This window comes from Nocardia sp. NPDC088792, from assembly GCF_044750615.1.
In the GTDB taxonomy this organism is placed as follows: domain Bacteria; phylum Actinomycetota; class Actinomycetes; order Mycobacteriales; family Mycobacteriaceae; genus Nocardia.
In genome coordinates this window covers 1,763,439-1,781,801 of sequence record NZ_JBIVKC010000002.1, presented here as the reverse complement: position 1 = coordinate 1,781,801, position 18,363 = coordinate 1,763,439, and the positions used below count along the sequence as shown (strand labels likewise).

The following is an 18,363-nucleotide window of genomic DNA, read 5'->3' as shown; positions in this document are numbered from 1 at the left end:
GCGCGGACGTGCCGGAGGTCAGTGGCGCAATGATGTCTGGAAACAGCCAAGCGAGGTCCGGAAACAGCCCAGTCAGCGCAAGCTCGGTCATCGGCGGAGGTACGCAGTTCCTCACCGTCGCCGAGGTCGCGAATCTGATGCGCGTTTCGAAAATGACGGTGTACCGCCTGGTGCATTCCGGTGAGCTGCCCGCGGTGCGGGTCGGCAGATCCTTCCGGGTGCACGCCAAGGCGGTACACGACTATCTGGAAACCTCCTACTTCGACGCGGGGTAGGCCCGGGTAGTCCAAGGCCAGCACCACCCATTTCGTTCGCGGAAGAGTGGCCCGGTAGCATGGACCGGCATCCTGTACGTGCCGGTGGTGCCGCCGGGTCCATCTCGGCCCGTATCGGGTAGGGACTGTGCAGGGTCAGACAGTGTGCTCCCCGCGGATGCGGGGGTGACCCGAGAGCGAGGAACGACCCTATGGGTTCTGTGATCAAGAAGCGCCGCAAGCGCATGTCGAAGAAGAAGCACCGCAAGCTGCTTCGCCGCACGCGTGTTCAGCGTCGTAAACTCGGCAAGTAAGCCGCTGCGTAGCTGGAAGCCCGTCACCTCTGGTGGCGGGCTTTCGTTTTTGTCGGGTGAGCGAAGTCATCGTTAGATCCTGGTTAATACTCTTCGGATGCCCCGGTCGCAGCCGTTACCCTTGGGTACGCGGGAATAAAAGCGGTAGATAATCCAAGAGCGGGGGCTGCGAGTGGGATCCGGTGTAGCAGGGACCCGGGACGGCCAAGCGCCCAAGGTTGTGATGGTGACCGGTGCGAGCCGGTTCTTCGGCGGCAATGTGGTGGCTCGGCTGGCGGCCGACCCTGCCGTGGAACGCATCATCGCGGTCGACGCGAAACAACCCAGCCGGGAGTTGCTGCGCCGCATGGGGCGCGCCGAATTCGTGCGCGCCGATATTCGAAATCCGTTGATACGCAAAGTGATCGACGGAAATCAGGTGGACACGGTGGTGCATCCCGCAGCCCTCTCCCGCCCGCCGTCCGGCGGTGGTCGCGCCGCCATGAAGGATATGAACGTGCTGGGCGCCATGCAGCTGCTCGCGGTGTGCCGCAAGGCCTCCAGCGTGCGCCGGCTGGTGGTGCGGTCCTCGTCGGCCGTATACGGCTGCAGCGCCAAGGATCCGGTGAAATTCACCGAGGAAATGAGCGCGCGCACGCCGCCGGGCGGCTGGTTCGCAAAGGACATGATCGAGGTGGAGGGATTCGTGCGCGGTCTCGCGCGCCGGCGTCCCGATATCTCGGCCGCTATTCTGCGTTTTCCGCCGATCGTGGGACCGCAGTTGGCGAAACGTGGTGTGCAGTATTTCCGTTCGCCGATCACGCCCACCATCCTGGGCCGCGATCCGCGCATGCAACTACTGCACGAGGAGGACGCGATCGCCGCCCTCACCCATGCCGCGCTGACCGCCCCGGGCGGCACTTTCAATGTGGCCGGCGACGGAGCGATGGCGCTCTCGCAGGCGATACGACGGGCCGGCCGGGTCGAATTGCCGGTCCCGTACGCGGTATTCCGCACTGTCGGACGCACTTTCATGGGTCCGGTCATGCGCGAGTTCACCGCGGAGCAGATCGACTATTTCCATTTCGGCTGCGGTCTGGACACCACCCGGATGCGTACCGAACTGGGATTTCAGCCTCGCTGGACCACAGTGCAGGCTTTCGACGACTTCATAGGGGGCGCAGCGTTGCGGCCCGTGATCGATCCCACGTGGATCGACGCCGCAGAACACAAACTTCTCGGTCTGCTCGGGGCCGGGACGGGAGCACACCAATGAGTGATGTAGCCAAGGTGATTCGGCTTCACGATGTGGACTTCGAGGCGCGGCATCGCCCGTCGCGCGTCTGGCCCGGTGAGCGCGCACTGGAACCGGTGACGTCGCTGACCGATCGGCTGGCCGAAGTCGAAGCGCGGCAGCCGAAATCGCTCGGCGAACTGATTCGCGGCACCGTGGCGGACGGGGTCCGTCATACCGCCGACTTCGCCCGCCGCCGGCTCACCGGCGACTACCAGGTCGACGAGTTCGGCCTGGACGAACATCTGCTGGAGTCGCTGATCCTGCCCGCGCTGCGGCCGCTGTCCGACCTGTGGTTCCGGGTGGAGGTCGCGGGCATCGAGAACATTCCGGAAGTGGGCGGCGCGCTGGTCGTCGCCAATCACGCGGGCACCGTGCCGCTGGACGGGCTCATGCTGCAGCTGGCCGTGCACGACCGGCACGCCAAGCAGCGGGCGCTGCGCATCCTGGCCGCGGACCTGATCTTCGAGACGCCGATCATCGGCGGTCTCGCCCGCAAGGCCGGGCACACCCTCGCCTGCCCCGCGGACGCCGAAAGGCTGTTGCGGGCGGGTGAAGTCGCGGCCGTCTTCCCGGAGGGCTACAAGGGCATCGGCAAGCCGTACGGGGACCGGTACAAGCTGCAGCGTTTCGGCCGTGGCGGTTTCGTGGCGGCGGCGGTGCGCACGGGCGTGCCGATCATTCCGTGCTCGATCGTGGGCTCGGAGGAGATCTACCCGAAGCTGGCCGATATCAAGCCGCTGGCGCGGCTGCTGGGCATCCCGTATTTCCCGGTGACGCCGCTGTTCCCGCACCTGGGACCGCTGGGCGCGATTCCGTTCCCGTCCAAGTGGGTCATCGAATTCGGCGAGCCGATTTCCACCGCCGGGTATGAGCCCGCGGATGCGGATGATCCGATGACCATGTTCGAAATCACCGATCAGGTCCGCGAAACCATTCAGGGGACGCTGTACAAGAACCTGATCAAGCGCCGTAACCCGTTCACCGGCTAGCGAATTCATCCTGTCCCGCCTCCCCGAATATTCGGCGCGCGGCTGAGAGCCGTCGACATTCGGGGACGCGGGCAGCGGTTGGGTGCCGATCCGATTTGCTCGTGCCCGGTGAGTTACCCGGATCCTTGCGAAATCAGTTGTCGCTTCGGCATATACGCGTCAGCTGGCTTTTGCTTCTTTGCGCCTGGACAGCACGGCCGCGGCCGCGCCGCCCGCCGCGCCGAGTGCGAGTGCCGTCGGCACGCCGACCTTGGCGGCTTTGCGGCCGGTGCGGAAGTCGCGAATCTCCCACCCGCGGTTCTTCGCCACTTCGCGCAGGTCGGCGTCGGGATTGATGGCCACGGCCGTGCCGACCAGCGAGAGCATGGGCACGTCATTGTGGCTGTCGGAATATGCCGTGCAGCGCTTGAGGTTCAGGCCCTCGCGAATGGCCAGGGTGCGCACCGCGTGCGCCTTGCCGAGGCCGTGCAGGATGTCGCCGACCAGGCGGCCGGTGAACACGCCGTCGCGGCTCTCCGCGACCGTGCCGAGCGCGCCGGTCAGGCCCAGGCGTTTGGCGATGACCTGTGCCAGCTCGACGGGTGTCGCGGTGACCAGCCAGACCTGCTGGCCCGCATCCAGATGCATCTGCGCGAGTGCGCGGGTGCCGGGCCAGATCTTGTCGGCGATGATCTCGTCGTAGATCTCCTCGCCGAGCGCGGCGAGTTCCGCGGTGGAGCGGCCGGCGATGAAGGACAGCGCCTTCTCCTTGCCACTGGCCATGTCCGCGTGGCTCTCCCGGCCGGTGACCCGGAATTTGACCTGCTTCCAAGCCATGTCGACCAGGTCGGAGGTCTTGAAGTACTTGCGGGCGGCGAGCCCGCGCGCGAAGTGCACGATGGACGCGCCCTGCACCATGGTGTTGTCCACGTCGAAGAACGCGGCGGCGGTGAGGTCGCGGGGTGCGGCGGGGTGCGGGGTGTCGTCGTCGAAGCCCAGATCGGGGGCGGCGGCGCGGAGTTCGGCGTCGTGCAGTGCCAGCGCGGCGTCGGCGCTGGCCTCGCCGGCCAGATTGGCGCGGACCTCCTCCTCGCTGGGTCCGAACGGACTGCGAGTTATCCGGGTGAACTGGTCCTGCAGACCCTCTGCCCAGCGCGCCGGAAATTCACCGAATCGGCCCGCGATCAAACCCGTCCTCGCCTCTTTCGATCGTTCCGGCACCAGTACCTCCGCCTTGTTAGCGCGACAAGTCCACAGTAACGCTCATGGGTGGCCGGAACGTAGACGGTGAACGACATAACGGCAAGGTGTTGGATGGCAGGCATGAGCGATTCCACACACTCGGTGACTCTGCTGACTCGTAACGGCTGTGGGCTGTGCCAGGTGGCACTGGATCAATTGCGTCCCCTCTGCGCCGAATACGGCATCGAGGTCGGGACGATCGATGTCGACGTGGCCGCGGCCAGCGATCCGGGCCTGCGTGCGGAGTACGGGGACCGGCTGCCGGTGGTGTTGCTGGATGGCCGTGAGCACAGCTATTTCGATGTGGACGAACCGCGTTTGCGGGCCGACCTGGCGCGCTGAACGGGATTTTCGGGGCGAAGCCCCCTAACCCCTGTACGGCGCGTTGCGTAGCGGGTTCGGGTCGCGGAGGGTTGAATAATCCAGGGGCCGGAGCCCGCTGCAGAGTGACTGAATTCACCGACTTTGTGCAGGGCTTCACAAGCAGTTACGGTGGTGGCACGCAACCCGCCTTTCGGGCAGCGGAAGCGACCCCCTGAACCTGACTCGACCTCGCCTGTCGGACCGCCCCGCGACGGTCCCGGGGCGTCTCGAGATATAGAACCCGGACATTTATCCCCGGCCGGACGAGGAGCGCAAGCGACGTGACAGAGCAGCACGAGACGCCGACCGGTGGCGTCTCCAAGGCTCTGCAGAAGGACATCCCGCAGGCCACGGTGGCCAGGCTGGCCACGTACCTCCGGGTTCTCGCCGTACTTGCCGACGACGGTGTAGCCATCGTATCGAGTGAGGAACTGGCTGTCGCGGCGGGTGTCGGTTCTGCCAAGTTGCGCAAGGATCTTTCGTTCCTCGGACCCAACGGTGTCCGCGGTGTCGGTTATGACGTGATCAAGCTGCGCGACCGCATCGAGGATGTGCTCGGTTTGTCCGAGGGGCACCGGGTGGTGCTGGTGGGCGCGGGAAATCTGGGCCGGGCGCTGGTCGGGTACGGCGGTTTCCGCCGTCGCGGTTTCGCCATGGTCGGGTTGTTCGACAAGGATCCCGCCGTCATCGGCACGACCATCCCGACCGGTACGGGCCTGCTCGCGGTGCGGGATGTGGCCGAACTACCGGAGGCCGTGACCGCGCTGGAACCGACCATCGCCGTCATCACCGTGCCGGACGCGGCCGCGCAGGGCGTCTGCGACCTGCTGGTCGCCGCCGGCGTGCAATGCGTGCTCAGTTTTTCGCCCGTCGCGCTGGACGCGCCGCCGCACGTGGAAGTGCGGCGCGTGGACCTCGCGGTGGAAATGCAGCTCTTGTCCTTCGAGCGGGCTCGCAGTGCCGAGCTGGCCGCCGAGGAAGCGATGGCCGCGGGTGAGACCGTGACCGTGGTGTCGGCGCCGATCAGGCGCATGGCACCGATTCACACGGAGACAACCAGCAAGGGAGCGGTGGTCCAGCCATGAGCGTGCTTCTCGTCGGGATCTCGCATCGAAGTGCACCGGTATCGGTGCTCGAGAAGATCGCGATCACCGAGACCGACCGCCCGAAGCTGACCGACAAGATGCTGGCCTCCAGTCACGTCTCCGAGGCCATGATCGTCTCCACCTGCAACCGCGTCGAGATCTACGCCGTAGTGGACGCCTTCCACCCGGCGCTCGGTGAGATCAGCGAATTGCTCACCAAGCATTCGGGTTTGGCGCTGCCGGAACTCACCAAACACGCCTACGTGCGCTATGCCGAGGCCGCCGCCGAGCACCTGTTCGCCGTCGCCTCCGGCCTGGATTCCATGGTGATCGGCGAGCAGCAGGTGCTCAGCCAGATCCGCGCCGCCTACGCCGCCTCCGACGCGCAGCAGGCCGCCGGGCGCACCCTGCACGAACTGGCCCAGCATTCGCTGCGGGTCGGCAAGCGGGTGCACTCCGAGACCGGAATCGACCGCGCGGGCGCCTCGGTGGTGTCGGTGGCGCTGGATCGCGCCCGCCTGGTGCTGGGCCCGCTGGACGGTCGCACGGCCCTCGTGCTGGGCGCGGGAGCCATGGGCGGGCTGGCCGTCGCACAGCTCGCGCGCGGCGGGGTCGAGAACATCATCGTGGTGAACCGGACGCTGGAAAAGGCGCAGCGGCTTGCCGATACCGCCACCACCATGCACGGAGTTGCCGCCGAGGCGGTCGACATCGACCGGCTGGCCGAGGCCATGGCGCGCGCGGAAGTGGTCGTCACGTGTACCGGCGCGGTCGGCACCGTGGTGAGCATCGCCGATGTGCACCGGGCGCTGTCCGCCGAACGCGCGGCGGCGCAACTGGTCATCTGCGACCTGGGCCTGCCGCGCGATGTGGAGCACGCGGTGGCGGGGCTGCCGGGTGTCACCGTCATCGACATGGAGACGCTGCAGCGCGATCCGTCGGCCGGCGCGGCCGCCGACGACACCGCGGCCGCGCGCACCATCGTCGCCGACGAGCTCGCCAAATACCTTGCCGGACAGCGCATGGCCGAGGTCACCCCGACCGTGGCCGCGCTGCGGCAGATGGCCGCCGACGTGGTCGAGGCCGAAATGCTCAGACTCGATTCCCGACTACCGGGACTCGCCGCCGTCGAACGCGAAGAGGTCGCCAAGACCGTGCGCCGCGTGGTCGACAAGCTGCTGCACGCGCCGACCGTGCGGGTCAAACAACTCGCCTCCACCCCCGGTGGAGATACCTACGCCGAAGCGTTGCGCGAGCTGTTCGAACTCAAACCCGGTGCGGCACAAGCGGTTGCCGCACCGATGGAGATTGCCGCCCTCAAGGGCGAACTGGCCGATGATTTCACTGCCGCCCACCCGGGCGACGAGCAGGGGCGGACCGCATGACCGGAGCGATGGTGCAGGAAACAGACAATGTGGTTCGCGGGACCGTGGATGCGCCGTGGCGCATCGGGACACGCGGCAGCCTGCTCGCGCTGACTCAAGCCGGGCATGTACGGGACGCCCTGATCGCCAATGGGCAACAGGCCGAACTGGTCGTCGTGAAGACCGCCGGTGACCAGTCCTCGGCACCCGTGCAGCAGATCGGCGTCGGCGTCTTCACCGCCGCGCTGCGCGAGGAATTGATCGCCGGCACGGTCGACATCGCGGTGCACTCCTACAAGGATCTGCCCACCGCGCAGGACGAACGCTTCGATATCGCCGCCATCCCGGCCCGGCAGGATCCGCGCGACGCCCTGGTGGCGCGCGACGGCCTGGTGCTGGGGGAGCTGCCGGCGGGCTCCCGCATCGGGACCTCGGCGCCGCGGCGGGCCGCCCAGCTGAAGGCCCTCGGCCTCGGCGTCGAGATCGTGCCGCTGCGCGGCAATCTCGATACCAGACTTTCCAAGGTATCCAACGGTGAACTCGATGCCGTCGTGGTGGCGCGAGCGGGCCTGGCCCGCATCGACCGCCTCGATGCCGTCACCGAATCCCTGGAGCCGGTGCAGATGCTGCCCGCTCCGGCGCAGGGGGCGCTCGCGGTCGAATGCCGCAGCGTGGACACCGAACTCGTGACCATCCTGTCCGCCCTCGACGATGCCGGCACCCGTGCCGCCATCACCGCCGAGCGGGCCCTGCTGGCCGAACTGGAGGCCGGCTGTACCGCACCGATCGGTGCGCTGGCCGAGGTCGTCGATTCGCTCGACGACGACGGCCGGGTGGTGGAGGAGTTGTCGCTGCGCGCCTGCGCGGCGGCGATCGACGGCTCGGACGTGGTCCGGGCGTCAGCGGTCGGCTCTCTCGCGGAAGCCGCGGAGCTCGGCCGCTCATTGGCGCGTGAGCTCTTGGAGCTGGGGGCGCGCGACTTGCTCAGTGTCACAGAGGAATCTGGGGTCTCCTCAGCCAACACCGTAGAGCACACCGACAGCAGCAATCCCAGCCCAATGGAGACACAACGATGAGCCGAGCCTCGAAGAAGAATCCCGGTCGGATCCTTTTCGTGGGGTCCGGGCCCGGTGATCCGGCGTTGCTCACCGTGCGGGCCCGCGAGGTGCTCGAACGGGCCGAGCTGGCGTTCACCGATCCCGATGTCGACAAGGGCGTGCTCGCCCTGATCGGCGCCGCAGTAGAACCCGAACTCGACGGGGAGCCGCCCGTCGATGTCCGCCCCGCCCTGGGTGATCCGGCCGAAGTCGCGAAGACCCTGATCGCCGAGGCCCGCAACGGCCACGACGTGGTGCGGCTGGTGTCCGGCGACCCGATGACCACCGATTCGGTGATCCAGGAGGTCAATGCCGTCACCCGTTCGCATCTCGCGTTCGAGGTGCTGCCGGGTCTGTCGGCGGGCTCCACGGTGCCGGCCTACGCGGGCATCGAATTGGGTTCCAGCCACACCGAAGTGGATGTGCGCGGCGAGGTGGACTGGGCGGCCGTGGCGGCCGCGCCGGGACCGCTGGTGCTGCACGCCACCTCGGGGCATCTGGCCGAGACCGCCAGCGCGCTGGTGGAGCACGGCATGGCGCCGCAGACTCCGGTCGCGGTGACCGTGCGCGGCACCACCCGGCAGCAGCGGACCATCGACGCCACCCTCGCCACCCTGAACAACGCGGCCTCCGAGATGGTCGGGCCGCTCATCGTGACGGTCGGCAAGGAAGTCGAGAAGCGGGCCAAGACCTCCTGGTGGGAGTCGCGGGCGCTGTACGGCTGGACCGTGCTGGTGCCGCGTACCAAGGAGCAGGCCGGCGAGATGAGCGAGAAGCTCGTCAACCACGGCGCGATTCCCATGGAAGTACCGACCATCGCGGTCGAGCCGCCGCGCAGTCCCGCGCAGATGGAACGCGCGGTCAAGGGTCTGGTCGACGGCCGCTACCAGTGGGTGGTGTTCACCTCCACCAACGCGGTGCGCGCGGTGTGGGAGAAGTTCGCCGAATTCGGGCTGGACGCGCGGGCTTTCAGCGGTGTGAAGATCGCCTGCGTGGGTGAGGCGACCGCGGAGAAGGTGCGGTCCTTCGGCATCAACCCGGAGCTGGTGCCCAGCGGGGAGCAGTCCTCCGAGGGCCTGCTGGCCGATTTCCCGCCCTACGACGACGTTTTCGACCCGGTGAACCGGGTGCTGCTGCCGCGCGCGGATATCGCCACCGAGACCCTCGCCGAGGGGTTGCGCGACCGCGGCTGGGAGATCGACGACGTGACCGCGTACCGCACCGTGCGTGCTTCTCCGCCGCCCGCGGAGACCCGCGAAATGATCAAGACCGGCGGCTTCGACGCGGTGCTCTTCACCTCGTCGTCCACCGTCCGGAACCTGGTCGGCATCGCCGGTAAACCGCACGCCCGCACCATTGTCGCCTGCATCGGCCCGAAGACCGCCGAGACCGCAATCGAATTCGGCCTCCGCGTCGATGTGCAGCCCGAGATCGCCCAGGTGGGCCCCCTCGTCGAAGCCCTCGCCGAGCACGCCGCCCACCTCCGCGCCGAGGGCTTGCTGCCGCCTCCTCGGAAGAAGAGCCGCCGCAGCCGCTAGTGATAGGCAATCGGGCCCCGCACCCAAAAGGCTGCGGGGCCCGATCCTTTCGTGCCGCTTCGGCTGCGTGGCCCGCTGGTGTGAGTACTGGTTGGCCTGGAGAGCGTTCGGCCCCCGCGTCCGGAGGGATGCGGGGGCCGAAGCTCTTGCTGCGCCGAGAGCTCGGTGCAGGGGGTTCCGGCTCTCGGCTCCGAACGCGCCCGACCTCGTTGCGTTCGGATTGTTGCCGCTTCCGGTATGGGACCGCGGCAACGTTCTGGGGCAGCGCGCCCCGGTGCCGGGGCGGCGCTGAATTCGGGTGTGGGTCAGCGTTGGGCTTGCATCATGCGGCGGACCATCCGGCAGGTGGCGTCGGAGGGCCAGTGCACGCCGATGGCTTCGGCTGTCGCCCTGATGTTTTCGTTCGTCGCCTGATCGGGAGCGAAGGCGCCGGCATCCAGGAGTGCGATGGCCAGGCGCATGGCCTTCAGGCGGCGATTGTGAGAGATGTACCACGAGCGCGGACGGCCCGCGGGCAGTGGCTGTTTGGCAAGTGGCCGCCAGGCATGATCGATGACGTCCCCCTTCTTGGGCACACCTGCGGCCTTGTCGGACAAGCTGGTAACGGCTGCGAGCACGACCAATCCTTCCCGTCGCGATCCGAGATCCATACCGACCCCCGGCGGGAATCTCTCGAACACATCTTCGATTGTACCGGTGGCCACCGACAAAATCCGCTGCTCACAATGACATTCGCGACAGGATTGCGCGACTCGGCGAGACGCCCGCCCGAGGTCTGCCGAGGTACGCACGCGGTGCCCGCGGAGGCGCACGCACACCGCCACGCGCACGGGCATATCATGCGAACATGACCGGAATGGACCGCCCACGGCGGTTGCGCCGCACTCCCGCGCTGCGTCGGCTGGTTGCCGAGACCTCGCTGGAACCGCGGCATCTGATTCTCCCCATGTTCGTCGCCGACGGACTCGATGATCCACGCGAAATCTCCTCCATGCCAGGCGTTTTCCAGCACTCCATGGATTCCCTGCGCAAGGCGGCCGTCGAGGCCGCCACCGCCGGCGTGGGCGGGCTCATGCTCTTCGGCGTCCCGAAACCGGAGGACAAGGACGCCGACGGCAGTCAGGCCAGCGACCCGGACGGCATCCTCAACCGCGGCCTGCGCGCGCTCGTGCAGGAGGTCGGTGACGCCACCGTCGTGATGGCCGACACCTGCCTCGACGAGTTCACCGACCACGGCCACTGCGGCGTACTGGACGAGCACGGCGCCGTCGACAACGACGCCACCCTGGACCGCTATGTGGCAATGGCGTTGGCGCAGGCCGAGACCGGCGCCGACCTGCTCGGCACCAGCGGCATGATGGACGGCCAGGTGGGCGCGATCCGCGACGGCCTGGACGCCGCCGGCCACACCGACACCGCCATCCTCGCCTACGCCGCCAAGTACGCCTCGGCCTTCTACGGCCCCTTCCGTGAGGCCGTCGGCTCCTCGCTGCAGGGTGATCGCCGGACCTACCAGCAGGATGCGGCCAACCGCCGCGAGGCGATCCGCGAGCTGGAACTGGATCTGGAAGAGGGCGCGGACATCGTCATGGTGAAGCCCGCCATGTCCTACCTGGATATCCTGCGCGAGGTTGCCGACCGTTCGCCGGTGCCGGTGGCCGCGTATCAGATCTCCGGTGAGTACTCGATGATCACCGCCGCCGCGCAGAACGGCTGGATCGACCGCCGCGCGGCCGTGCTGGAATCACTGCTCGGCATCCGGCGCGCGGGGGCGGACATGGTGCTCACCTACTGGGCCACCGAAGCCGCGCACTGGCTTTCGTGATCATGGGTGAGTCCGTCGTGACCGGCATGAACGAGCACCGCCGGTCGTGAATCCGATGGCGCCTCCGCCGGGCAGGCATCCGATGGCCCCGGCACCGGTCCCGCGTCCGGTACCCGAAGACGTGCGCACCGCCTGCCTGCTCTGGTACTCGGCGCTGGGTGTCGGGATCGTGCAGATCGTGGCCACCATGCTGGCGCAGCTCGGGCAGCGACAGCAGTTGGCGCAGCAGCTGTTCGACCGGATGAAGGATCAGCAGCCGGGGCTCACCCTCGCGCAGGCGCAGACGTGGGCCGCCATCGCCGCACTGGTGATGGCATTACTGTGGGTGGTCCTCACCGGCGCCGGTGCGGCCATCGTGTACCTGATGGGGCACGGAAAGAATTGGGCGCGTGCGCTGCTCACCGGATTGGCGGTGTTCTTCGCGCTCGGTGCGCTCGGCACGCTGTTCGGTTCGGGCAGTGTGGGCGGGCCCGCGGCGGTGGTCGCGGGCTGTGCCGGAATCGTGCAGACGGTGCTGGCCGCCGGGGCCGTATTCCTGTGCTACCGAAAGGAATCCGAGGCCTGGTTCCGGCCGGGTCCGCGGTAGGTACTCCCGAGTTTGTTACGGGCGTACTAACGGGTATGGTGAGGGCAGTCACAGAGGATTCGGGAACCGGAAGCCGGGTGTCATGCGTTGTCGCATGGTGCATTCGGGCCGGGAAGGCGGAGGCATCGATGCGCGTGGTGATCCAGCAACCGCACAGCCTTCGGCGAGATGTGCTGGTGTTGAGTCTGCTCTTCCTGTTCGGACTGCTCACCCTCGCCGTATTGTTGATCCCCGGCCTCACCCACTGAGGACCATGATCTTTACGCTCGGCCTATGAGTGAGGTCCAAGCCCCCGAGGCCGTGCTGTTCTCCGAGCCAGGCGCGCGCTGGCGAACCATCGCCTACGGACCCGCCCTGTGCGGCATCATCCTGGCGATCGAGGTCGCGCGTGGCGGCGCCGTGCACTGGTTCGGCCTGGTCTTCTGCGCGGTGCTGCTGGCCGGGTTCGTCTGGCTGCAGGTCATTGCCGGCAAACGGCACATCAGTGTCGAGCTCACCGCGGACACGCTGCGTGAGGGCGCCGAAGTCGTGCCGTTGCGCACGATCGCGCAGGTGCTGCCGGAGGATGACGAGGAATCCTGGGATTATGAGGACTGGCAGTCCGCGCGGGCGCTCGGTGAGCTCTCCGGGGTGCCGCGGCGCCGCAAGGGCATCGGGCTGAAGCTGCGGGACGGCTCGCTCGCGCAGGCGTGGGCGCGTGATCATGTGACGTTGCGGGCCGCGCTGACGGGCGCGCTGGAACGGCTGGACGGGCACGAGGAGAAGGAGGCGGAGTGATGCGGTGGCTGGCCGTGCTCGCCGAGTTCGTGTTCGTCGCGGCGGTGGCATATGCGTCGGTGTGGTGCTGGCGCAACGGTATTCACACGTCGTGGTTCCAGTCTTCGGGGGATGCGCCGGGATTCACCGCCCGGCGATATTCCGGGCCGTGGCTGGCCGGGGCGGCGGTGTCGATGGCGGCCGCGGGCGTGGTGTTGATCGACGGGGTGGTGCGGGCGGTACGGTTCGCCCGCTGAGGCGCGGGTACGGCGTGTCGGAAATGTGCGGCCGTGTCGGGGGTGCGAAGTCCGCGTTTGCCTATGGGCCGGCCGGGTATGTGCGGAGAATGGAGATCATGAAGCGCACAGGTCACGTGCCACGCACCGCACTCGCGGTGCTGGTCGCGGGGGTTGTCGGCGCTGCGGTCCCGATCATGGCGGCGCCTCTCGCCGCTGCTGCTCCGGCCGCCGCCGCTCCGATCGCCGCCAGTTCGACTGTCACTGCTCCGATTGCCACCACTTCCATTGCCGTGGCTCCGACTGTCACGGTTCCGATAGCCGTGGCTCCGATTGCTACTGCTCCGGTCGATGTCGTCCCGGGTATGCCGGCCGCACAGTCGCCACCGGTCGCGGTGTCCTGGCAGGACCTACTACCGCCCCCGCTGGACTGCCTGGTCTCGACCGGGTGGGCTGCGTTCTGTCTGGGGATTCCGACGCTGTAGTCGGTCGGCCCGTTGTGGTTGCCCAGCCCCGTTGTGGTTGTTCAGGGCCGGGAAGTCGCGGCGGCGCGCCCGCAGACCGCGCCGTCGCGACTATCGGTTCCAGCGCTGGTAAACATCCAGCACTCGCCCGCCCTTGGTGCCGGGCAGGTTCACGTAAATGGTGACCGTGCCGTCCGGATGGTCGGCGGCCTCCGCCATCACCTGCCGCAGCGAGGCGTGCACGCCGCCGCTGTCGTCGCGGTAGATGGTCGTATCCGGCTGCAGGCCCGCGCCCATGCGGCTCAGCGGCACGAACATGCTGACCACCGCCGGCACGGGACCGTCTGCGACAGAAGCGGTTTCGTCATGCGAGAGCTGTATGCCCACGCGTCCCTGATCCAGTTGCACGAACGGCGTACCGGCGGCCGCCTGTCCGGCGCCCAGCCCGATACTCGCGATGGCTCCGGCGGCCAGCACGAGCGCCCCGACCATCACGTTCCTGACCCGCATACGTCCCACCCTCTCGCCGATGCCGCTCCTCCGTCGAAAGATTACGCACGAGCAACCTTTCAGACACCGAAATAGGTCAAATCGGTCCGGCGTGTTGCGTCGGATTGCGTAGCGGATGCGGAAGTCGTCGAGGAGTGCGAGGATGACGGGTTCGTTGTGGGGTAGGGCACTCGACTACACCCTGTCGTCGACGGGGGCGGGGGCGGCTGAGAGACTGGGTGCCGTGAGTTCTTCTCCGCGTATGAACCAGGCTTCCGTGCAGGTCTCGGCCCAACTCTTCGAACGCGCCGCACAGGTGATTCCGGGTGGCGTGAATTCGCCGGTGCGGGCGTTCAAATCGGTCGGCGGCACACCGCGGTTCATCACCTCCGCGCGTGGGTGCACCCTCACCGACGCCGACGGCAACGAATACGTGGACCTGGTGTGCTCCTGGGGACCGATGATTCTCGGGCACGCGCATCCGGCCGTGGTCGAGGCGGTGCAGCGGGCGGCCACCTCCGGGCTGTCGTTCGGCGCGCCGACCGAGGCGGAGATCGAACTTGCCGAGGCCATCGCGGCGCGGGTCGCACCGGTCGAGCGGGTGCGGCTGGTGAACTCCGGCACCGAGGCCACCATGAGCGCGGTCCGGCTGGCGCGTGGCTTCACCGGACGCTCCAAGATCATCAAGTTCAGCGGCTGCTACCACGGGCACGTGGACGCGCTGCTGGCCGACGCCGGATCCGGCGTCGCCACGCTCGGACTGCCGACCTCGCCGGGCGTCACCGGCGCGCAGGCCGCCGACACCATCGTGCTGCCCTACAACGATCTCCCGGCCGTGGCCGCGGCGTTCGAGGCGAATCCGGGCGAAATCGCCTGTGTCATCACCGAGGCCGCGGCGGGCAATATGGGCACGGTCGCGCCGCAGCCCGGATTCAATGCGGGCCTGCGGGAACTCACCCGCGCGCACGGTGCGCTGCTCGTCATGGACGAGGTCATGACCGGTTTCCGGGTGAGCGCCGCCGGCTGGTACGGCATCGACGGGGTGGCGGGTGACCTGTACACCTTCGGCAAGGTCATGAGCGGTGGACTGCCCGCGGCGGCCTTCGGCGGGCGGGCCGAGATCATGAACCGGCTGGCGCCGATCGGCCCGGTCTATCAGGCCGGCACTCTTTCGGGTAACCCGGTCGCGGTGGCCGCGGGCCTGGCCTCGCTGCGGGCGGCCGACGCCGACGTGTATGCGGCGCTGGACCGTAACGCGCAGCGTCTGGGCGCGCTGATGACCGAGGCGCTGAGCGCCGAAGGCGTCCCGCATCGCGTGCAATTCGCGGGCAATATGGTGGGCGTGTTCTTCACCGAGAACCCGGTCACCGACTACGCCGCCGCCAAGGCGAGCGAAACCTGGCGTTTCCCAGCCTTCTTCCACGCGCTGCTGGACGCCGGCGTCTATGCGCCGCCGAGCGCCTTCGAAACCTGGTTCGTCTCCGCCGCCCTCGACGAGAACGCATTCGATCGCATCGCCGCCGCCCTCCCCGCCGCCGCGCGCGCCGCGGCGGCCGCCACTCCCGAAGGATCCGCCGCGTGAGCTCCACCCCAGATTCCGGCCCGGCCGTCCCCAACCAGCACGAGGCCCCCCTATCCCCGGCCGAGGCCGCCCGCCTCCTCGACTCCATCCGCCAGGCCGAAGACGAACTCGCCCAAACCGGCGAGCACATCGCCGTCTCCCCGACCTCGGTCCCCCTCCCCGCCACCCCGGATTCTCCCCAGGCCCGGAGCGCCGCATCGCCCGCCGACAGCGCGCAGCTCCCCGCGGATGCGGAAACCCCGGTCGCAGAGCAACAGCCGGAACCCAGCGTGGCCACCCTCGACGCCGAATCCCCGAGCCCCGCGTCCAACACGGATCCCGCGAGCGCTCAAGAGGCCGCCGCATCCGCCGGTTCGGAAGCGGGGGTGATCGCGGCGGCCGATGCTGTCGCGTCCGTGCAGGCTGCTGCGGATGCGCAGGCCGAGGATGTACTGGACGGTCGGTCCGGGGATGGTGCCACCGTGGCTGCGCCCGAGTTCGCTGCCGAGGCCGGGGATGCCGAAGATGTTGCGGGCGATGACTTTTCGACTGCCGAGACGGTGGATGGGTTTGCGCCGTTGGCGGGGGCGGCTTCGGCGGTCGAGATCGTGGAGGCGGAGTTGGTTTTTGCCGAATCGATCAAGGCTGTCAGTGATTTCGCGGCCGAGCCGGGTGCGGGCGCCGCTGCGGGAGGGGACGCTGTGGCCGGGGAGTCGGTTGCGGGTTCCGAGCCGGCGGAGGTTGTCAGGACTGCCGGGGGGCTGATCGTGCCGGGGCATGTGGCGGATGATGTCGAGACGATCGTGCATGTCATGCGGCATGGGGAGGTGCACAATCCGAAGGGGATTCTGTACGGGCGGCTTTCGGGGTTCCAGCTGTCGGTGACGGGGCGGGCGCAGGCGCAGGCCGTGGCACGGTCGCTGGCGGATCATGACATTGCGCTGGTGGTGGCTTCGCCGTTGCAGCGGGCACAGGAGACGGCCGAGCCGATCGCGGCGTCGCACGGGTTGATCATCCGGACGGACGACAATCTGATCGAGGCGGGCAATACCTTCGAGGGACTGCGGGTTTCGGCGGGCGACGGGGCGTTGAGCAAGCCGCGGCACTGGTGGAAGCTGCGCGATCCGTTCACTCCGTCGTGGGGTGAGCCGTATCTGCAGATCGCGCACCGCATGCTGGCCGCGGTGAACAAGGCGCGAGTCGAGGCGGCGGGTCGCGAGGCGGTGCTGGTGTCGCATCAGCTGCCGGTGTGGACGCTGCGCCGTTTCCTGCAGGGCGAGCGGTTGTGGCACGACCCGCGGAAGCGGCAGTGCTCGCTCGCTTCGGTGACTTCGCTGGTCTACCAGGGCGATACGTTGATCGACATCGTGTACTCCGAGCCCGCGGGTGCGTCGGATCCCAAGGTGACGGGGGCATGAACGGGTCAAGCCCGGAGGCGGCAGCTTGCGTAACCACGCAGGGCTCCCGTTTATGCCGAGGGGGCACAGCATGAGACGGGTTGTCGCGACTCTGCTGGCGAGCGTTGCCGTGGTGGCGGCGGTCGCCGGTTGCACCACCGCCGGTAAGGATGCGGTGGCGCAGGGCGGCACCTTCGATTTCGTCTCGCCGGGCGGTAAGACCGAGATCTTCTACGATCCGCCGGACAAGCGCGGCACCATCGGCAAACTGTCCGGTCCGGATCTCATGACCGCGGGGAAGACCACCTCGGTGGACGATTTCCCCGGCAAGGTCGTGGTCGTCAATATCTGGGGTCAGTGGTGTGGCCCGTGCCGTGCGGAAGCGCCTGCGCTGGAACAGGTTTACGCGGCCTCCAAGGACAAGGGCGTCGCCTTCCTGGGCATCAATGTGCGGGACAACGAGAAGGACAAGGCGCAGGATTTCGTGACCGACAACAAGGTCGGTTACCCCTCCATCTACGACCCGTCCATGCGCAGTCTGCTCGCGCTCGGCGGCAAGTTCCCGACCAGCGTCATCCCGACCACCATCGTGCTGGACAAGCAGCATCGGGTGGCCGCGGTGTACCTGCGTTCGCTGCTCGCCGAGGATCTGCAGCCGCTGGTGAACCGGCTGGCCGCGGAGCCGCAGTCGTGATCGAGCCGGCGCGGGAGGCCGCGCGATGAGCGATGTGACCGTGCTTGCGAGCGTGGGGGATTCGTTCCAGCAGACGGCCGCCACCGGCCCGCTGCTGCTCGCGCTGGGCGCGTGCATGCTGGCGGGGCTGGTGTCGTTCGCGTCGCCGTGCGTGGTGCCGCTGGTGCCGGGCTATCTGTCGTATCTGGCCGGTGTGGTGGGTGCGGAAGCGCCGCCCGTCACGCTGGAGCAACGCGCGAAATCCGCGACGGCCCAGCGTAATTCGAGCCGCCTGCGGGTGGCGGGGGCGGCGGGCCTGTTCGTGGCCGGTTTCACCGTGGTGTTCGTGCTGGCGTCGGCGACCGTGTTCGGCGCGATCCAGGTGCTGAACGTCAATCGTGATCTGCTGCAACGGATCGGCGGGGTCGTCACCATTGTGATGGGGCTGGCGTTCATCGGCCTCATTCCGGCGTTGCAGCGCGACACTCGCATGGAGCCGCGCCGGCTCGGCGGTGTGCTCGGCGCGCCGCTGCTGGGTGCGGTGTTCGCGCTCGGCTGGACGCCGTGCCTGGGCCCGACCCTGTCGGGTGTGATGGCGGTGTCGGCGGGTACGCAGGGCACCACCGCGGTGCGCGGTGTCGCGTTGATCGTGGCGTACTGCCTGGGTTTGGGTCTGCCCTTCGTGATCCTGGCGTTCGGTTCGGCCTCCGCATTGCGGGGTGTCGGCTGGCTGCGCCGCAATTCCCGCACCATTCAGGTGATCGGAGGCATTTTGCTGGTTGCTGTCGGTATTGCCCTCGTTACAGGCGCGTGGGACCAGTTCGTGTCCTGGGTCCGCGATGCCTTCGTCTCCAACGTGACACTTCCGATCTGAC

Annotated in this window: 21 protein-coding genes; 18 read left to right on the top strand and 3 right to left on the bottom strand. The window is 68.2% G+C overall.

The annotated features are described in order from the left end of the window. Window positions 1–32: 32 nt before the first annotated feature. From ACIP5Y_RS17305 to ACIP5Y_RS17290, 4 genes are all read left to right on the top strand, one after another. Complete coding sequence (locus ACIP5Y_RS17305) at window positions 33–275, top strand: helix-turn-helix domain-containing protein (protein ID WP_397014693.1); 243 nt, start codon at window positions 33–35, stop codon at window positions 273–275. Between the two features lie 191 nt (window positions 276–466). After that, window positions 467–568 carry a 30S ribosomal protein bS22 gene (locus ACIP5Y_RS17300; protein WP_003402602.1) on the top strand — a complete coding sequence of 34 codons (102 nt, stop codon included), beginning with the start codon at window positions 467–469 and terminating at the stop codon, window positions 566–568. A 223-nt stretch (window positions 569–791) separates the two neighbouring features. Next, complete coding sequence (locus ACIP5Y_RS17295; protein ID WP_400351106.1) at window positions 792–1,823, top strand: NAD-dependent epimerase/dehydratase family protein; 1,032 nt, start codon at window positions 792–794, stop codon at window positions 1,821–1,823. Beyond that, entirely contained in the window at window positions 1,820–2,833 is a 1,014-nt protein-coding gene (locus ACIP5Y_RS17290) for a lysophospholipid acyltransferase family protein (RefSeq protein ID WP_397014497.1), read from the top strand. Before ACIP5Y_RS17295 ends, ACIP5Y_RS17290 begins: the two co-directional genes overlap by 4 nt. A 159-nt stretch (window positions 2,834–2,992) precedes the next feature. On the opposite strand, the gene ACIP5Y_RS17285 is transcribed toward ACIP5Y_RS17290, so the two are convergent. Further along, window positions 2,993–4,033 (bottom strand): HAD family hydrolase, encoded by a 1,041-nt coding sequence (locus tag ACIP5Y_RS17285; RefSeq protein WP_400351105.1) that lies wholly within the window; start codon window positions 4,031–4,033, stop codon window positions 2,993–2,995. A 102-nt stretch (window positions 4,034–4,135) separates the two neighbouring features. On the opposite strand from ACIP5Y_RS17285, the gene ACIP5Y_RS17280 reads away from it, so the two are divergent. From ACIP5Y_RS17280 to ACIP5Y_RS17260, 5 genes are all read left to right on the top strand, one after another. After that, window positions 4,136–4,396 carry a glutaredoxin family protein gene (locus ACIP5Y_RS17280; RefSeq protein WP_400351104.1) on the top strand — a complete coding sequence of 87 codons (261 nt, stop codon included), beginning with the start codon at window positions 4,136–4,138 and terminating at the stop codon, window positions 4,394–4,396. Between the two features lie 302 nt (window positions 4,397–4,698). Then, window positions 4,699–5,502 (top strand): redox-sensing transcriptional repressor Rex, encoded by an 804-nt coding sequence (locus tag ACIP5Y_RS17275; protein ID WP_400351103.1) that lies wholly within the window; start codon window positions 4,699–4,701, stop codon window positions 5,500–5,502. Further along, the gene (locus ACIP5Y_RS17270; protein ID WP_400351102.1) at window positions 5,499–6,887 is read left to right on the top strand and encodes a glutamyl-tRNA reductase; all 1,389 of its coding nucleotides are present in this window, start codon (window positions 5,499–5,501) and stop codon (window positions 6,885–6,887) included. The genes ACIP5Y_RS17275 and ACIP5Y_RS17270 overlap by 4 nt, the downstream gene beginning before the upstream one ends. 8 nt (window positions 6,888–6,895) lie before the next feature. Then, window positions 6,896–7,942: a hydroxymethylbilane synthase gene (gene hemC / locus ACIP5Y_RS17265; RefSeq protein WP_400351307.1), complete on the top strand. Its 1,047-nt coding sequence runs from the start codon at window positions 6,896–6,898 to the stop codon at window positions 7,940–7,942. Next, complete coding sequence (locus ACIP5Y_RS17260; RefSeq protein WP_400351101.1) at window positions 7,939–9,501, top strand: uroporphyrinogen-III synthase; 1,563 nt, start codon at window positions 7,939–7,941, stop codon at window positions 9,499–9,501. The genes hemC and ACIP5Y_RS17260 overlap by 4 nt, the downstream gene beginning before the upstream one ends. Before the next feature lie 305 nt (window positions 9,502–9,806). Here ACIP5Y_RS17260 and ACIP5Y_RS17255 read toward each other — a convergent pair whose 3' ends face one another. Beyond that, complete coding sequence (locus ACIP5Y_RS17255) at window positions 9,807–10,118, bottom strand: hypothetical protein (RefSeq protein ID WP_397014509.1); 312 nt, start codon at window positions 10,116–10,118, stop codon at window positions 9,807–9,809. Window positions 10,119–10,348: 230 nt separating this feature from the next. Here ACIP5Y_RS17255 and hemB point away from each other — a divergent pair, with 230 nt between their 5' ends. The 5 genes from hemB to ACIP5Y_RS17230 all read left to right on the top strand — a co-directional run bounded on the left by hemB (window position 10,349) and on the right by ACIP5Y_RS17230 (window position 13,389). Further along, window positions 10,349–11,326 (top strand): porphobilinogen synthase, encoded by a 978-nt coding sequence (gene hemB / locus ACIP5Y_RS17250; RefSeq protein WP_400351100.1) that lies wholly within the window; start codon window positions 10,349–10,351, stop codon window positions 11,324–11,326. An 82-nt stretch (window positions 11,327–11,408) separates the two neighbouring features. Further along, complete coding sequence (locus ACIP5Y_RS17245) at window positions 11,409–11,912, top strand: hypothetical protein (protein ID WP_400351099.1); 504 nt, start codon at window positions 11,409–11,411, stop codon at window positions 11,910–11,912. 273 nt (window positions 11,913–12,185) lie between these two features. After that, window positions 12,186–12,689, top strand: a complete 504-nt coding sequence (locus ACIP5Y_RS17240) for a hypothetical protein (RefSeq protein ID WP_400351098.1) — start codon at window positions 12,186–12,188, stop codon at window positions 12,687–12,689. Continuing rightward, window positions 12,689–12,925, top strand: coding sequence for a hypothetical protein (locus ACIP5Y_RS17235; RefSeq protein WP_400351097.1), 237 nt, complete (start codon window positions 12,689–12,691; stop codon window positions 12,923–12,925). The genes ACIP5Y_RS17240 and ACIP5Y_RS17235 overlap by 1 nt, the downstream gene beginning before the upstream one ends. A 98-nt stretch (window positions 12,926–13,023) precedes the next feature. Next, the gene (locus ACIP5Y_RS17230) at window positions 13,024–13,389 is read left to right on the top strand and encodes a hypothetical protein (RefSeq protein ID WP_400351096.1); all 366 of its coding nucleotides are present in this window, start codon (window positions 13,024–13,026) and stop codon (window positions 13,387–13,389) included. 90 nt (window positions 13,390–13,479) lie between these two features. Here ACIP5Y_RS17230 and ACIP5Y_RS17225 read toward each other — a convergent pair whose 3' ends face one another. Further along, window positions 13,480–13,878 carry a hypothetical protein gene (locus tag ACIP5Y_RS17225; protein WP_400351095.1) on the bottom strand — a complete coding sequence of 133 codons (399 nt, stop codon included), beginning with the start codon at window positions 13,876–13,878 and terminating at the stop codon, window positions 13,480–13,482. Between the two features lie 241 nt (window positions 13,879–14,119). On the opposite strand from ACIP5Y_RS17225, the gene hemL reads away from it, so the two are divergent. The 4 genes from hemL to ACIP5Y_RS17205 all read left to right on the top strand — a co-directional run bounded on the left by hemL (window position 14,120) and on the right by ACIP5Y_RS17205 (window position 18,362). Continuing rightward, window positions 14,120–15,439 (top strand): glutamate-1-semialdehyde 2,1-aminomutase, encoded by a 1,320-nt coding sequence (gene hemL, locus ACIP5Y_RS17220; protein ID WP_400351094.1) that lies wholly within the window; start codon window positions 14,120–14,122, stop codon window positions 15,437–15,439. A 791-nt stretch (window positions 15,440–16,230) separates the two neighbouring features. Then, complete coding sequence (locus ACIP5Y_RS17215) at window positions 16,231–16,836, top strand: histidine phosphatase family protein (RefSeq protein WP_397014699.1); 606 nt, start codon at window positions 16,231–16,233, stop codon at window positions 16,834–16,836. 70 nt (window positions 16,837–16,906) lie between these two features. Beyond that, window positions 16,907–17,509, top strand: coding sequence for a TlpA disulfide reductase family protein (locus ACIP5Y_RS17210; RefSeq protein WP_400351093.1), 603 nt, complete (start codon window positions 16,907–16,909; stop codon window positions 17,507–17,509). A 25-nt stretch (window positions 17,510–17,534) separates the two neighbouring features. Continuing rightward, complete coding sequence (locus ACIP5Y_RS17205; protein WP_400351092.1) at window positions 17,535–18,362, top strand: cytochrome c biogenesis CcdA family protein; 828 nt, start codon at window positions 17,535–17,537, stop codon at window positions 18,360–18,362. The last annotated feature ends 1 nt before the right edge of the window (window position 18,363 follow it).